The organism is Burkholderia ubonensis subsp. mesacidophila (assembly GCF_002097715.1).
In the GTDB taxonomy this organism is placed as follows: domain Bacteria; phylum Pseudomonadota; class Gammaproteobacteria; order Burkholderiales; family Burkholderiaceae; genus Burkholderia; species Burkholderia mesacidophila.
Genome location: NZ_CP020738.1, coordinates 1,768,494 through 1,782,745, shown reverse-complemented (window position 1 = coordinate 1,782,745; position 14,252 = coordinate 1,768,494). Strand labels below are relative to the sequence as shown.

14 protein-coding genes are annotated in these 14,252 nt (G+C 69.1%); 12 read left to right on the top strand and 2 right to left on the bottom strand.

All coding sequences use genetic code 11. The features are described from left to right. Positions 1 to 34: 34 nt before the first annotated feature. The 9 genes from B7P44_RS25455 (at position 35) to B7P44_RS25415 (ending at position 8,466) form a co-directional block, all read left to right on the top strand. Complete coding sequence (locus tag B7P44_RS25455; protein ID WP_084908707.1) at positions 35 to 331, top strand: type II toxin-antitoxin system MqsR family toxin; 297 nt, start codon at positions 35 to 37, stop codon at positions 329 to 331. Between the two features lie 2 nt (positions 332 to 333). Then, entirely contained in the window at positions 334 to 735 is a 402-nt protein-coding gene (locus tag B7P44_RS25450) for a type II toxin-antitoxin system MqsA family antitoxin (protein ID WP_084908706.1), read from the top strand. A 314-nt stretch (positions 736 to 1,049) separates the two neighbouring features. Then, positions 1,050 to 1,604 carry a GNAT family N-acetyltransferase gene (locus tag B7P44_RS25445; protein WP_084908705.1) on the top strand — a complete coding sequence of 185 codons (555 nt, stop codon included), beginning with the start codon at positions 1,050 to 1,052 and terminating at the stop codon, positions 1,602 to 1,604. Between the two features lie 48 nt (positions 1,605 to 1,652). Next, positions 1,653 to 2,594 carry an ABC transporter substrate-binding protein gene (locus B7P44_RS25440; RefSeq protein ID WP_084908704.1) on the top strand — a complete coding sequence of 314 codons (942 nt, stop codon included), beginning with the start codon at positions 1,653 to 1,655 and terminating at the stop codon, positions 2,592 to 2,594. Between the two features lie 48 nt (positions 2,595 to 2,642). Further along, the gene (locus B7P44_RS25435) at positions 2,643 to 3,701 is read left to right on the top strand and encodes an LLM class flavin-dependent oxidoreductase (RefSeq protein ID WP_084908703.1); all 1,059 of its coding nucleotides are present in this window, start codon (positions 2,643 to 2,645) and stop codon (positions 3,699 to 3,701) included. Positions 3,702 to 3,708: 7 nt separating this feature from the next. After that, a complete protein-coding gene (locus B7P44_RS25430) occupies positions 3,709 to 5,058 on the top strand; it encodes an LLM class flavin-dependent oxidoreductase (protein ID WP_084908702.1) in 1,350 nt (449 codons plus the stop codon). Between the two features lie 83 nt (positions 5,059 to 5,141). Further along, positions 5,142 to 6,923 carry an amino acid ABC transporter permease/ATP-binding protein gene (locus B7P44_RS37770; protein ID WP_084908701.1) on the top strand — a complete coding sequence of 594 codons (1,782 nt, stop codon included), beginning with the start codon at positions 5,142 to 5,144 and terminating at the stop codon, positions 6,921 to 6,923. Positions 6,924 to 6,969: 46 nt separating this feature from the next. After that, positions 6,970 to 7,902, top strand: coding sequence for an ABC transporter substrate-binding protein (locus B7P44_RS25420; RefSeq protein WP_084908700.1), 933 nt, complete (start codon positions 6,970 to 6,972; stop codon positions 7,900 to 7,902). A gap of 99 nt (positions 7,903 to 8,001) precedes the next feature. Then, the gene (locus B7P44_RS25415) at positions 8,002 to 8,466 is read left to right on the top strand and encodes a GNAT family N-acetyltransferase (RefSeq protein WP_084908699.1); all 465 of its coding nucleotides are present in this window, start codon (positions 8,002 to 8,004) and stop codon (positions 8,464 to 8,466) included. 22 nt (positions 8,467 to 8,488) lie between these two features. Here the strand turns inward: B7P44_RS25415 and B7P44_RS25410 are convergent, their stop codons facing one another. Both B7P44_RS25410 and B7P44_RS25405 read right to left on the bottom strand, forming a co-directional pair. After that, positions 8,489 to 9,583 carry an LLM class flavin-dependent oxidoreductase gene (locus tag B7P44_RS25410; RefSeq protein WP_084908698.1) on the bottom strand — a complete coding sequence of 365 codons (1,095 nt, stop codon included), beginning with the start codon at positions 9,581 to 9,583 and terminating at the stop codon, positions 8,489 to 8,491. Between the two features lie 53 nt (positions 9,584 to 9,636). Further along, entirely contained in the window at positions 9,637 to 10,602 is a 966-nt protein-coding gene (locus tag B7P44_RS25405; protein WP_088511522.1) for an ABC transporter substrate-binding protein, read from the bottom strand. A gap of 236 nt (positions 10,603 to 10,838) precedes the next feature. Between B7P44_RS25405 and B7P44_RS25400 the strand changes: the two genes are divergently transcribed. The 3 genes from B7P44_RS25400 to B7P44_RS25390 all read left to right on the top strand — a co-directional run bounded on the left by B7P44_RS25400 (position 10,839) and on the right by B7P44_RS25390 (position 14,106). Beyond that, positions 10,839 to 11,756 carry an alpha/beta hydrolase family protein gene (locus B7P44_RS25400; protein WP_084908696.1) on the top strand — a complete coding sequence of 306 codons (918 nt, stop codon included), beginning with the start codon at positions 10,839 to 10,841 and terminating at the stop codon, positions 11,754 to 11,756. Next, a complete protein-coding gene (locus B7P44_RS25395) occupies positions 11,753 to 12,184 on the top strand; it encodes a MarR family winged helix-turn-helix transcriptional regulator (RefSeq protein WP_042587885.1) in 432 nt (143 codons plus the stop codon). The genes B7P44_RS25400 and B7P44_RS25395 overlap by 4 nt, the downstream gene beginning before the upstream one ends. A gap of 476 nt (positions 12,185 to 12,660) precedes the next feature. Beyond that, positions 12,661 to 14,106, top strand: coding sequence for a sialidase family protein (locus B7P44_RS25390; RefSeq protein WP_084908695.1), 1,446 nt, complete (start codon positions 12,661 to 12,663; stop codon positions 14,104 to 14,106). Positions 14,107 to 14,252: the final 146 nt, after the last annotated feature.

The following is a 14,252-nucleotide window of genomic DNA, read 5'->3' as shown; positions in this document are numbered from 1 at the left end:
CTTGACAAATTAACCCTTTTGGTTATGATCGCAGATGGAAAAGAGTACGCCTCACTGCAAGCTGTCCCGAGTCAAAGCGCTCGTCGAGACCGGCAAGGTGCGTCTGACCGCGAGTGCGGTAATCGGCGCTCGGCAACTTGGCTTCACCGAAGTGGAAGCGATCGGCGTCGTGATGTCGCTGACAGCCGTCGATTTCCACAAGAGCATGACGACCTATGCCGACCACACGATCTGGCAAGACGTGTATCAGCGCGACACGTCGCGTGGCCACGTGTATCTGAAACTGACCGTGATCGACGACGTGCTGATCGTGTCTTTCAAGGAGCGTTGAAAATGAAGTGCCCTGCGTGCGGTGCCGCAAAGCTGATCCGCGACACACGAGACATTCCCTATACCTACAAGGGTCGATCGACGGTCGTCCCCGGCATCACGGGCGATTTCTGTCCGGCCTGCGGAGAGTCGGTGCTGGCCATCGCCGAGGCGACCCGTCTCGGCGAAGCGGTAGCGGCGTTCAACAAGCAGGTGAACGCGACCATCGTCGACCCGAAGTTCATTGCGAAGGTGCGCAAGAAGCTGATGCTGGATCAGCGCGAGGCGGCCGAGCTCTTCGGCGGCGGGATCAACGCGTTTTCCCGCTACGAGACCGGCAAGACGAACCCGCCGCTCGCCCTGGTGAAGCTGTTGAAGATCCTGGACCGCCATCCGGATCTGCTTGCCGAAGTACGCGCGGCATAGACGCCCGCCATTCGACATCGCGCATGCGTGGAATCCGATCTTCGACGCATGCGCGCCCCCTTCGCCCGCCTACCCCACTCCCCCTGCAAGCCTTCTGACGTTCCCCGCGAAATCCTTATCGAAATTGCTTCGTTCGCCTTTGCCTGCCGCGCCGCTAACGTGTTCGAAACGGCGGCGGACCGCCACGCGCATCGCAGGATGCGCACCGGCCGCCGTCATGACGACAACCGCGCCGCGATAACGGACGATAGCGGACAGGCCGTGTGCCCGAGCCCCGCAAGGAACGTCCGCGTCGCGCGCCCTTCGCGACACCCATGGCCACGACCGACCGCATCCTCGACACGACGCCGCTCGACGTCCGCGCGCAACCGCTGATCGACGCGCTGATCGAAGAGTATTCCACGCGTTACGACGCGTACCGCCCCGATAGCCGGGCATCCGCGCGCGAGGAACTCGCCCGCTATCCGGCCGAACGGTTCGCGCCGCCCGAAGGCGCGTTCATCCTGCTGCTGCGCGACGGCGAAACGATCGGCGGCGGCGCATTCAAGCGCTACGACGCGAAGACGGCCGAGCTGAAGCGCATCTGGACACGCACGGACCTGCGGCGCCAGGGGCTCGCACGGCACATCGTCGAAGCGCTCGAAGTGCGCGCCGCGCAACAGGGCTATCGCCGCCTCTACCTGACCACGGGCTTCCGCCAGCCCGAAGCCTGGGCGCTGTACGACCGCACCGGCTATGCGCGCCTGTTCGATTCGTCGATCGATCCCGAAGCGTATTTCCACCTGCCGTTCGGCAAGGACCTGATCGACCCGTCGCGCACGTCGACGCTCGTCGACCTGTGGGCGCCCGAACCGGCGCTGCCGCGCTGAGCGCCTCCCATCCGACTCCACCCTCCACGATTGAAACAGGACGCCTTCATGCAACGAGCCGCACCCTTCCCTTCCCGCGCCATCCGCACGCTGGCCGCCGCGCTGCTTGGCCTGACGGCCATCGCCGCAACCGCCGCGACGTTCGACCTGAGCCCCGAGCAGCGCGGCCGCCCGCGCGGCGCCGCGGACCCGGCGGCCGAGCACGCGGTGCCCGCCGGGTTCCGGTTCGCGGAGCCGGACACGCTGACCATCGGCATCGCGCCGAGCCTGCCGCCGATCAGCACCTATGCGACGGACGCGCGCACGGTCGTCGGCTTCGACGCGGACGTCGGTCAGCTCGTCGCGGACAGCCTCGGCCGCAAGGTGAAGATCGTCGCGCTCTCGTGGCCCGACTGGCCGCTCGCGCTCGCGTCGGGCAAGGTCGACGCGGTGATCTCGAACGTCACGGTCACCGAGGAGCGCAAGCAAAAGTTCGACTTCTCGTCGTACCGCAAGGACCAGGTCGGCTTCTACGTGCGCAACGACAGCAAGGTCACGTCGATCCGCGAGCCGAAGGACGTGGCGGGCCTGCGCGTCGTGACCGACGCGGGCACCAACCAGGAAAAGATCCTGCTCGCGTGGGACCGCGAGAACGTCGCGCACGGACTCAAGCCGGTCGCCGTCCAGTACTACGACGACCAGGCGATGCGGCTGGTCGCGGTGCAGTCGGGCCGCGCCGACGTGGTGTTCAGCGTGAACTCGGTGCTCGCGTACCAGAGCGCGCAACAGGGCAAGACGCGGCTCGTCGGCGCGGTCAGCGGCGGCTGGCCGCGCACCGCCGACATCGCGGTCGCGACGCGCAAGGGCAGCGGCCTCGCCGAGCCGGTGACGATCGCGCTGAACGGGCTGATCCGCAACGGCCTGTACCAGCGGATCCTCGAGCGCTGGAGTCTCGGCTCCGAGGCGATCGACCAGGCGCGCACCAATCCGCCGGGCCTGCCGAAGTCCTGATCCGCCGCACGCCATCGTCAACGTCACCCGCAGGATTCGCCGCCCATCATGTCTTACTCACTATCGTTGCTGGACAAGAGCCCGATCGCCGACGGCACGCGCGCAGCCGACGCGCTGCGCTTCACGGTCGCGCTCGCGCAGCGCGCCGAACAGCTCGGCTACCGCCGCTTCTGGGTCGCCGAGCATCACGGCGCGCCCGGGTTCGCGAGCTCCGCGCCGGAGATCGTCGTCGCCCACCTGCTCGCGCATACGTCGCGCATCCGCGTCGGTTCCGGCGGCGTGATGCTGCAGCACTACAGCCCGTTCAAGGTCGCCGAGACCTTCAAGCTGCTCGCGTCGCTCGCGCCCGGCCGCGTCGATCTCGGCGTCGGCAAGGCGCCCGGCGGGCTGCCGCTGACGACCCGCGCGCTGCAGTGGTTCCACGACCGCGCGAAAAAGCCCGCGTTCGCCGCCCAGCTCGCGGAACTCGACGCGTTCCTCGGCTGGGGCGTCGCCGAGGACCACCCGCTCGCGGGCGCGGTCGCGATGCCGGTGCCGCCGCAGCCGCCGCAGCGGATCCTGCTCGGCGGCTCGCCGGACAGCGCCGAGCTCGCCGCGCGCGAAGGCTGGCGCTTCTGCTACGCGGGGCATTTCAACGGCGACGAGGCCAATATCGAGCGTTCGCTCGACGCGTATCGCAGCGCCGGCGGCACGCAGCCGCTCGTCGCGCTGTATGCGGTCGCCGCGGCGACCCGCGACGACGCCGAACGGCTGATCGGGCCGCTGCGGATCTTCAAGCTGCAGTTCGCGAGCGGCCAGAGCTTCAACCTCGCCAGCGCGCAGGCGGCGGCCGAGTTCGCGCGGCAAAGCGGCGCGACCGACTACCGGATCGACGAACTGCGTCCGGCCGTGCTCGCCGACACGCCCGAGCGCGTGCATCGCGCGCTCGACGCGCTGAGCCGGCGGCTCGACGTCGACGAGTTCGTCGTCGATTCGCCGCTGACCGACTACGCGGCGCGCCTCGCGTCGGTCGAATGGCTCGGCGGCGCGATCGCGGCCACGCCTGCGCGCGCGACTGCCGCCGCCGTTGCCGCCGGTTCCCCTCTTCTCCCTGACACCCACCATTGACCCGCCCATGACCCGACGATCCATCACTTTCGGCCTGATGCTGCAAGGCGCCGGCAGCCACATGAATGCGTGGCGGCATCCGAGCAACCCGCCGGACGCGAGCATCAACCTCGACTTCATCACGCGCATCGCACGCAAGGCCGAAGACCACGGCGTCGCGTTCGCGTTCGTGGCGGACGGCCTCTACATCAACGAGAAGTCGATCCCGCACTTCCTGAACCGCTTCGAGCCGCTGACGGTGCTGTCCGCGCTCGCGACCGCGACGAAGAAGATCGGGCTCGCGGGCACGATCTCGACGTCGTACAGCGAGCCGTTCACGGTCGCGCGCCAGCTCGCGTCGCTCGACGCGATCAGCGGCGGCCGCGCCGGCTGGAACGTCGTGACCACGCCGCTCGAAGGCACCGCGAAGAATTTCGGCAAGGCGCATCCCGATCACGCACTGCGCTACGAGATCGCCGACGAGTACCTGAGCGTCGTGCAGGGGCTGTGGGACAGCTGGGACGACGACGCCTTTGTTCGCGACCGCGCGACCGGGCAGTTCTTCGCGCGCGACAAGCTCCACACGCTCGACCACCACGGCCGCTTCTTTCAGGTCGCGGGGCCGCTCAACATCCAGCGCTCGCCGCAGGGGCAGCCGGTGATCTTCCAGGCCGGGTCGTCCGACACGGGAATCGAACTCGCGGGCAAGTACGCGGACGCGGTGTTCACGCATTCGCCGTCGCTCGACGACACGCGCACGTTCACGCAGCGCGTGAAGCAGAGCGCGGTCGAGCACGGCCGCCGCGCCGACGACGTGAAGGTGTTTCCGGGCATCGGGCCGATCGTCGGGCGCACGGCCGCCGAGGCCGAGGAAAAATACCAGGCGATCCGCAACCTGCTGACGATCGACGAGGCGCTCGCATTCCTCGGCCGCTTCTTCGATCACCACGACTTCTCGCAATACCCGCTCGACGCGCCGTTCCCCGAGCTCGGCGAGATCGGCCGCAACAGCTTCCGCTCGACCACCGACCGCATCAAGGCCGATGCGGCGCAGCACGGCTGGACGCTGCGCGAAACCGCGCTCGAGGTCGCGACGCCGCGGCCGAACTTCATCGGCACCGCGGAGCACGTCGCCGACGAGCTGATCCGCTGGATCGACGCGGGCGCCGCCGACGGCTTCATCCTCGGCTTCGCGGTGCAGGCGCAGGGCGTCGACGATTTCCTCGAGCTCGTGGTTCCGGTGCTGGAGGCGCGCGGCCGCTATCGCCGCGATCTGCCGGGCAGCACGCTGCGCGATCACCTCGGGCTGCCGCGCAAGGCGAGCCGCTACGCGGCGGCCGACGCAGCGCGCGCCACCCTGGCCGACGCACCGGCCTGACGACCATTCGGCCGGCCGCCGCCGCGTGCGGCGCGCCGGCCCACAGGCGCAACCGCAGGAACCGTACCGGAAACCGACCCGACATGAGCGACACCACCCACCTCGGCGCGGCCTCGCCGCACCTTTCCCCCCTTTCTCCCGCCGCGCGCGACGCCGGCACGCGCTTGCGGATCGTGCCGGCGCGCCATCGTTCGAGCACGGCCGGCACCGCGCTGGCGCTGGCGCTGATCGCGCTCGTGCTGGTGTCGGTCCTCGGCAATCCGCAATGGGGCTGGCCGGTGTTCGCCGACTGGTTCTTCGCGCCGCCGGTGCTGTCCGGGCTCGCGCGCACGCTGGTGCTGACGGCGCTCGGCGCGGTGTTCGGCCTCGTGCTGGGCGCGTTCGTCGCGCTGGCGCGGCTGTCGCGTTCGCGGCTGCTGTCGGCGAGCGCGTGGGCCTTCGTGTGGCTGTTCCGCTCGATCCCGCTGATCGTGCTGCTGCTGATCCTGAACAATCTCGGCTACCTGTACGAGCACGTGCGGCTCGGCGTGCCGCTCACCGACATCACGTTCGTCGACGTCGCGACGACCGACCTGATCAGCCCGTTCCTCGCGGCCGTGCTCGGCCTGACGCTGAACCACGCGGCCTTTTCCGCCGAGGTGATCCGCGGCGGCATCCTCGCGGTCGACCAGGGGCAGCTCGAGGCCGCGGCGGCGCTCGGCCTGCCGCGCGGCCGTCAGACGGCGCGCATCGTGCTGCCGCAGGCGATGCGCGCGATCCTGCCGACCGCGTTCAACGACCTGATCGGGCTCGCGAAAGGCACGTCGATGGTGTACGTGCTCGCGATGCCCGAGCTGTTCTATACGGTACAGGTGATCTACCGGCGCAACCTCGACGTGATTCCGCTGCTGATGGTCGCGACCGTCTGGTATCTGATCATCCTCACGGTGCTGTCGGCGATCCAGGTGCAGGTCGAGCGGCACTATGCGCGCGGCGCGCTGCGCAACCCGCCGCCGTCCGCCCTCACCTTCGTGCTTGCGCGCGCCGGCACGCTGTGGCGGCGGTTGGCCGTGCGCAACACGGCCGCTGCGGCGCCGTCCGCCCCCGACACGGCTGCGCCGCAACGGGGCGGCGAGATCGCGGTGCACGCGGTGTCGAAGCAGTTCGGCGCGCAGCGCGTGCTCGAGCGCGTTTCGTTCGTCGCGCCGCGCGGCAGCGTGACGGTGATCGTCGGGCCGTCCGGCTCGGGCAAGTCGACGCTGCTGCGCACGATCAACCATCTCGAGCGCGTCGACGACGGCGTCATCGACATCGACGGCGAGCTGATCGGCTACCGGCGCGACGGCGACGTGCTCTACGAACTGAAGGAGCGCGACGTGCTGAAGCGCCGCACCGCGGTCGGCATGGTGTTCCAGAACTTCAACCTGTTCCCGCACCTGACCGTGCTGGAGAACCTGGTCGAGGCGCCGGTCGCCGTCGGCGGCGCGACCCGCGAGGGCGCCGAGCGCACCGCGCGCGCGCTGCTCGCGCGCGTCGGGCTCGCGGACAAGGCCGACGCGTATCCGCGCCAGCTCTCCGGCGGCCAGCAGCAGCGCGTCGCGATTGCCCGCGCGCTCGCGCTGCGGCCGAAGGTGCTGCTGTTCGACGAGCCGACGTCCGCGCTCGATCCGGAGCTCGTCAACGAAGTGCTCGACGTGATCAAGGAGCTTGCGCGTTCCGGCACGACGCTCGTGATCGTCACGCACGAAATCGGCTTCGCGCGCGAAGTCGCGGACAACGTGCTGTTCATGGAAAACGGACGCATCGTCGAGGCCGGGCCGCCCGCGATCGTGCTCGACCAGCCGACGCATCCGCGCACGCGGGAATTCCTGTCGCGGGTGCTGTGACGCCCGTGCGCCCCACCTTGCCTTCCGACCTGCGAGACTCGAGCCGATGATCGACCGACGCCTGTTCCTCACGGCCGCCTTCGCCGCGGCGGCCGGCCTGCCGTTGCGCACGGCGCTCGCCGCCGCCGCGCTCGCGGATCTCGACCCGCGCCAGGCGGGCCGCGTGCGGGCGCCGCGCGATCCGGCCGCGATACGCGCGGCCAGCGGCTACCGCTGGGTGCGAGACGGCGCGTTCACCGTCGCGATTGCGCCGCATGCGCCGCCCGTATCGACCTACGCGACGGACGCCCGCACCGTGGTCGGCGCCGATCCGGACTATGCGCAGCTCGTTGCCGACGCGTTCGGCCGCCCGCTCGTGCTGGTGCCGATCGCGTGGGCCGACTGGCCGCTCGGGCTGAGCTCGGGCAAGTACGACGCGGTGATCTCGAACGTCGGCGTGACCGAGAAGCGCAAGGAAAAATACGATTTCACGACGTACCGGCTCGGGCTGCACGGCTTCTACGTGCGCACCGCGAGCTCGATCACGCGGATCGCCGAGCCGAAGGACATCGCCGGGCTGCGCATCATCACGGGCGCGGGGACGAGCCAGGAGCGGATCCTGCTCGAATGGAGCCGGCGCAACGTCGCGCAGGGGCTCAGGCCGACCGAGCTGCAGTACTTCGACGACGACGCGGCCGCGCGCGTCGCGCTGCTGTCGGGGCGCGCCGATGCGGAACTGAACCCGGACGCGGCGCTCGCCTACGAAGCGGCGCGGGACCGCAAGCTGCGGCGCGTCGGGCTCGTCAATGCGGGCTGGCCCGCCAACGCGGACGTCGCGATCGCGACGCGCAAGGGCAGCGGCCTGGCCGCCGCGTTGACGCTTGCCACCAATACGCTGATCGCCAATGGCCGGTACGGACAGGCGCTTGCACGTTGGGGATTGCAAAACGAGGCTGTCACGCGTGCCGAGACCAACCCGCCGGGGTTGCCGTCGTTCTGAGTGCGGCCGTTCCGATTCCGGAATGTTTTTGGCGTCAGCCGACTCGGCACCCGGTCGAGTTATGCTCACAGGAGCGGACTGACAAAAAAATTTCCGAGCATGAAGCCCACTTCCGATTTCGAGATTCGCCCCATCTCCCCCGACGATCACAACGCCTGGCGCGATCTATGGAGCATGTATTGCGCCTTTTATGACGTCACTTTGGCTCCGGGAGTCACTGATCAAACGTGGCGTCGGGTAGTTGATCCCTCCGTTCCGATACACGGACTGGTCGCGTGTGGGCCTGACGGCGCCGTACTGGGCTTCTGCCACTACGTGTGTCATCCAAACACATGGAGTGACCGGACAGTTTGCTATCTGGAAGACGTATTTGTCGCGCCGCATGGGCGGCGGCTCGGCATCGCGACAGCCTTCATCGAACGATTGAAGGCGATGGGCGTCCAGGAGAATTGGACGCGCATTTACTGGGTAACGAATCAAGAGAATGCCGCAGCCCAGGCTACGTACGATCGTGTCGCAAAGCGAAGCGGCCACATCCGATACGAGATCGCGCTCGGCGGCTGAAGCCGGGGCATGCGACGTGGTCTTACGCCGTGACCGCCGCACTTTGCCGGTCGAGTTCGGCGATATGCGCGTGGATCGCCGGAATCAGGTCCCGGCCATACGCAAGCGCATCTTCGAGCGGATCGAAGCCGCGAATCAGGAACGTCGTCACGCCGAGCCGGTAGTACGCGCCGAGCGCGTGCGCAACCTGCTCGGGCGTGCCGACGAGCGCGGTCGAATTCCAGCGCGCGCCGGTCAGGTTCGCGACGCCCATCCACAGCCGCTCGTCGAGCACGTCGCCCTGCGCGGCCGCGGCCATCAGCCGCTGCGAGCCGGCGTTCTGCGGCGCGTGGCCCGCGATCGGCTGGCCGCTCGCGAGCCGCGTCGCGCGCACGCGTGCGCGGATCGCCTCGGCCCGCTCCCACGCGGCAGCTTCCGTCGCCGCGACGATCGGCCGGAACGACACGCTGATGCGCGGCATGCGCCCATGCGGCGCGGCGGCCGCGCGCACCCGCGCGATCTGCTCCCGCACCGATGCGAGCGGCTCGCCCCATGTCATGTAGACGTCCGCATGCCGACCGGCCACAGCCAGCGCCGCCGGCGACGAACCGCCAAAGTAGATCGGCACGTGCGGCTGCTGGGCGCCCTTCACGAGCGGCGATGCGCCGCGCAGCCGGTAGAACTCGCCGTCGTGATCGACGGGCGCATCCGCGAGCCAGATCCGCTTCAGCACGTCGAGATATTCGCCGGTGCGCCGGTAGCGCGCGTCGTGCGGCAGGAAATCGCCGTCGCGCTGCAGGTCCGCGTCGTCGCCGCCCGACACGATGTTCAGCGCCAGCCGGCCGCCGCTGAACACATCGAGCGTCGCGATCTGCCGCGCGGCGGCCGACGGCGCGATCACGCCCGGCCGGTGCGCGAGCAGGATACGGATCCGCTCGGTCGCGGCGGCCGCGAATGCGCTGACGATGAAGCCGTCGGCCGCGTTGCTGAAATGCCCGACGAGGATCTGGTCGAAGCCCGCGGCCTCGTGCGCCTGCGCGAAGCGCCGCACGTAGTCGGGCTGGACGGCCGCGCCGCCGGGCACGTCGACCTCCGCGCCGGGCGTCGCGGTGATCATGCCGATGATGTCGACTGGCATGTCGGAATGTCCTTCGAAGAGAGGTGAAGCAGGCAGCGCGCGCGCCGCGTCGGTTATCGCGCGGCGGCGGTCTTCTGCGCAGGCACGGCGAACGCGCCCGCATACGAACGGTCGAGCAGCTTCGCGGTGTCGTACGGATTCGGGATCACGCCGGCCTTGTGCAGGAAATCGGCGGTGTTCTGCGCGTCCTTCGCAGCCGCGGCGTCGACCGGGCCGACGCGCTGGTGCGCGTTGTCGAGCCAGCGGTAGGCGACGTCCGGTTCGATCTTCGCGCGTTTCGCCCACAGGTCCGCGTATTCGCGCGGATGGCTGTCGACCCACTGGCGCGCGGCGACCACGCGGTGCAGGAAGTCGGTGATCTCCGCGCGCTTGCCGTCGACGGCCTGCTCGTTCGCGGCGACGAAGCTGAGCGCGGGCATCAGCCCCTGCGCGGTGACCACCGGCCGCGCGCCCTGCCGCAGCGCGAGCGTGCTGACGAACGGCTCCCACAGCGACACCGCGTCGACCGAGCCGTTCGCGAGCGCGTTGGTTGCGTCGATCGGCATCAGGTATGCGTACTTGACCGCGTCGGCGCGAATGCCCGCGTGTTCGAGCGCGCGCAGCACGAGCTGCTGGCTCCACGCGCCGCGCCACACCGCGATCGTCTTGCCCTGCAGGTCGGCGACCGTGCGCACCGGCGAGTTCTTCGGCACGAGGATCGCGACGCCGTCGAGGCTCTGGCGCGACACCGCGACCACCTTGACCGGCGCGCCGCGCGCGGCGAGCGTGAGCAGCGCGGAATCGCCGAGGAAGCCCAGGTCGATCGCATTGCCGTTGAGGCTTTCGGCGACGGGCGCGGCCGCCTGGAAGTGCTTCCACTCGATCGTGTACGGCAGGTCCTTGAGCACGCCGGACGCTTCCATCGACGCCTGGATGTTGAAGTAGTTCTGTTCACCGACGCGCAGCGTGACGGTGTCCTTCGCGATGCCCGGCTGCGCGGCGAGCGCCAGCAAGAGCGCCGTGACGATTCGGCTCAGCAATGTGATCTCCCGGATGGATGGTCGGACGGGGTTGAACCGCAGACGATACGTTTCCTGGAGCCATAAAACAAACGCAATATTCTGCTAAGTAAAGATGCGGATGTTTTATGAAGTCAGTGCGCCGTGTCGCGCGTGGCGCGCCAAATATTCGAATCCTCCCTCGACAGATATTTCGTGCGCGAAATAGTTTGCGGACTATATTTCGCATGCGAAATACCTATCGGACCGAGGGCCTCATGACAACCCGATCGATCGAATTTTCCGCCGCCGACGGCTACCCGCTGCGCGGCACGCTGTGGCGGCCGGACGCCGAGCCGTCCGCGCTGGTGCTGATCCATCCGGCGACCGCCGTGCCGGAGCGGCTGTATGCGGGCTTCGCGCGCTACCTGACCGAGCGCGGCTTCGCGGCGCTGACCTACAACTACCGGGGCATCGACGCGTCGCGTCCGGCTCGCCTGAACCAGCTGCGCGCGCGCATGCGCGACTGGGTCGATCTCGACGTCGAGGCGGCCACCACGTGGGCGCGGCACGCGTTCGCCGGCGTGCCGCTGCTCGCGGTCGGACACAGCGTCGGCGGCCACGCGATCGGCCTGTCGGCCGGGTCGCGCCACCTGCAGGCGGCGGTGATGGTCGCGTCGCACGCGGGCAGCACGCGGCTGATCGCGCGCGCGGCCGAACGGCTGAAGGTGCGGCTGATCCTGCGCGTGCTCGGGCCGCTGACGTCCGCGCTGCTCGGCTACGTGCCGGGCAGGCGGCTCGGGCTCGGCGAGGACCTGCCGGCCGGCGTGTTCCGCGAATGGAGCGGCTGGACGACACTGCCGCGCTACTTCTTCGACGATCCGACGCTCGGCGCGGCCGAGCGGTTCGCGCAGCAACGGCTGCCGATTCTCGCGCTCGGCTTCGACGACGACCCGTGGGCGAACCCGGTGGCCATCGACCTGCTGGTAAGCTACCTGACGCATGCGGCGGTCGAGCGCCGCCAGATCGATCCGCGCGCCGCGGGCAGCGGGCCGGTCGGGCACATGGGCTTCTTCCGCAGCCGGCCCGGCGCGGTGCTGTGGCCGGGCATCGCGGACTGGCTCGCGCAGGCGCTCGACCGGCCGTGCGATGCACACCGCATTCCCTCCTCCACGCCAGCAGGAAACCGAGCTTGAGCGACGAACGACGACTGTTTTTGCTGTTGAACATCGGCCAGCGGCGCGCGCAGCGCTGGGTCGACCGCAAGGCGGAAACCGATACGCACGCGAGCGCCGCGCAGGCCGGCGTGCTGTTCCATCTCGCGAAACACGACGGCGCGCTCGTCGGCGAAGTCGGCGCGGCGCTGCAGCTTGCGCCGTCCGCGATGACGGGCCTCGCCGACCGCATGGCGAAGGCCGGCCTGCTCACGCGCCATCGCGATTCGGACGACGGGCGCGCCACCCGCCTGTTCCTCACCGACGACGGCCACGCCGCACTGAAGAAGGCGCGCGTGCTGCTGCGCGAGCTGAACGCGAAGCTGTGCGACGGGTTTTCGGACGACGAGCTCGACGTCGTCGCGCGCTGGCTGCGCACGCTGCAGGCGCGCTTCCCGGCGGATCGCTGAACGCGACGCAATTTCAATTCGCGCTTCGATTCGACCCTCCGCTCACGATTGCGCGAATTTTTCGCCGGTTTTCCGCAAATTTTTCTCCTCGTCCGCGTGCGATTTCGGCAACGCTTTCCGGCTACGCTCTGTTACAAAAAATCGCCTGCTTTCCGGGGTTGGGTTCGCCTACATTGCATTCGACCTCAACGGCAATCGTCGTATTGAAAGGACAGCGGCGGGACAACGGCGCCGCCCGACGTGGCGCGCCGCCCCCCGGCAGCAAGAAGAATCAGAAGGCGTCTTGACCGATACGCTGGCGGAACCCAGCGAAGGCGGATGGCGATGGCAGAAGCGGCGTACTGTCCGGCACGCGTCGACGCGAGATCCGAAGCGTCGATGCGCTGCGTTGATGACCAGGCGCACACCCCGCGCGACGACGCGCGAGGCCGCAGCCTGTCAGGCCACGGCTTCCGCACGTCAACGAGGAGCAGTCCATGCGACGCATTACCCTGCCTCATCCGCTCGTTACCCGGCTGACCATTGCAGCCGCGCTCGCGTTCACGGCCGCCGCGCATGCGGAGCCCGTGCGCGTGTCCGGCCCGAGCCCGTTCGCCGCCTGCACGATCGGCGGCCCCGGCACCGTGTACGTGAATGCCGAAGTCGAGCCGTGGCTCGCGGTCAATCCGGCCCGCCCAACCAACATGATCGGCGTGTGGCAGCAGGACCGCTGGTCCAACGGCGGCGCGCACGGCCTCGTCGCGGGCTACACGTTCGACGGCGGCGCGACCTGGGCGCAGACGCCGCAGCCGTTCAGCGCCTGCGCGCCGGGCGGGCTGCCCTACGAGCGCGCGTCCGATCCGTGGGTGTCGATCGGGCCGGACGGCACCGCCTACTCGGTGTCGATCTCGTTCAACCAGTCGAACAACAGCAACGCGGTCGCGGCGTCGGTGTCGAGCGACGGCGGCCAGACGTGGAGCAGCCCGGCGCTGTTGTTCGCCGACAGCGAGCCGACCACGCAGTTCTTCAACGACAAGGAATCGGTGACCGCGAACCCGGTGAAGGCCGGCACCGCGTACGCGGTGTGGGACCGCCTCGAGCTGCCGAACGGCAATCCGTACGCGAACCTGCACACGCAGGCATTCCGCGGGCCGACGCTGTTCTCGAAGACGGTCGACGGCGGCAAGACCTGGAAAAAGGCGCGGGTCATCGTCCACGTGCCGTCGCGGCAGCAGACGATCGGCAACCAGATCGTCGTCGATCCGAAAAGCGGCACGCTCTACAACTTCTTCAACCTGATCCAGCCGCCGTTCAGCAAGAACGCCGGCAAGGTCGCGTTCATCAAGTCGACCGACGACGGCGCGACGTGGACGCAGCCGAAAGTGATCGCCGGGTTGCAGACGGTGGGCGTGACCGATCCGATTACCGGCGAGCCGGTGCGCACCGGCGACATCATTCCGGAGCCCGCGATCGACCCGGCATCGGGGCAGCTTTACGTGGTCTGGCAGGACAGCCGCTTCAACGGCGGCCACTACGACGAGATCGCGCTGTCGACGTCGACCGACGGCGGCGCGACCTGGAGCGCGCCGCTGCAGGTCAACACGCCGACGGGCCGCGCGGCGTTCAACCCGTCCGTGCGCATCAACGAAGGCGGTGCGGTGATGGTTACCCACTACGACTTCCGCGACCTGCCGGCCGGCGACACCACGACGCTGCCCACCGGCTTCTGGCGCAAGATCTCGCTCGACGGCGGACGCACGTTCGTCGCCGAGCGGCGCGTCGGCGGACCGTTCGACCTGAAGGTCGCGCCGAATGCGGAAGGCTTCTTCATCGGCGACTATCAGGGCCTCGACGTCGGGCCGTCGTCGTCGTTCCACCCGTTCTTCGTGCAGACCAACTCCAACAATCTCGCGAACCGCACGGACGTGTTCTTCGCGCCGTGACCGTTGCCCGGCCGCCTTCGCGGCGGCCGGGCAAGGTCTTCGGCATCGCCTCGCGCCGACGCTCGTCGGCGCATCCCCAGGCCACAGCCGCCAAGCACCGCGTGCGTGTCAAGCGAGGAACCGCTCGACACGCCCTTCCATCCGCC

What these genes read in the sequence shown, in the direction of transcription:
- B7P44_RS25455 (WP_084908707.1), top strand. Translation starts at nt 35, where the DNA reads ATGGAAAAGAGTACGCCTCACTGCAAGCTGTCCCGAGTCAAAGCGCTC.
- B7P44_RS25450 (WP_084908706.1), top strand. Translation starts at nt 334, where the DNA reads ATGAAGTGCCCTGCGTGCGGTGCCGCAAAGCTGATCCGCGACACACGA.
- B7P44_RS25445 (WP_084908705.1), top strand. Translation starts at nt 1,050, where the DNA reads ATGGCCACGACCGACCGCATCCTCGACACGACGCCGCTCGACGTCCGC.
- B7P44_RS25440 (WP_084908704.1), top strand. Translation starts at nt 1,653, where the DNA reads ATGCAACGAGCCGCACCCTTCCCTTCCCGCGCCATCCGCACGCTGGCC.
- B7P44_RS25435 (WP_084908703.1), top strand. Translation starts at nt 2,643, where the DNA reads ATGTCTTACTCACTATCGTTGCTGGACAAGAGCCCGATCGCCGACGGC.
- B7P44_RS25430 (WP_084908702.1), top strand. Translation starts at nt 3,709, where the DNA reads ATGACCCGACGATCCATCACTTTCGGCCTGATGCTGCAAGGCGCCGGC.
- B7P44_RS37770 (WP_084908701.1), top strand. Translation starts at nt 5,142, where the DNA reads ATGAGCGACACCACCCACCTCGGCGCGGCCTCGCCGCACCTTTCCCCC.
- B7P44_RS25420 (WP_084908700.1), top strand. Translation starts at nt 6,970, where the DNA reads ATGATCGACCGACGCCTGTTCCTCACGGCCGCCTTCGCCGCGGCGGCC.
- B7P44_RS25415 (WP_084908699.1), top strand. Translation starts at nt 8,002, where the DNA reads ATGAAGCCCACTTCCGATTTCGAGATTCGCCCCATCTCCCCCGACGAT.
- B7P44_RS25410 (WP_084908698.1), bottom strand. Translation starts at nt 9,583, where the DNA reads ATGCCAGTCGACATCATCGGCATGATCACCGCGACGCCCGGCGCGGAG.
- B7P44_RS25400 (WP_084908696.1), top strand. Translation starts at nt 10,839, where the DNA reads ATGACAACCCGATCGATCGAATTTTCCGCCGCCGACGGCTACCCGCTG.
- B7P44_RS25390 (WP_084908695.1), top strand. Translation starts at nt 12,661, where the DNA reads ATGCGACGCATTACCCTGCCTCATCCGCTCGTTACCCGGCTGACCATT.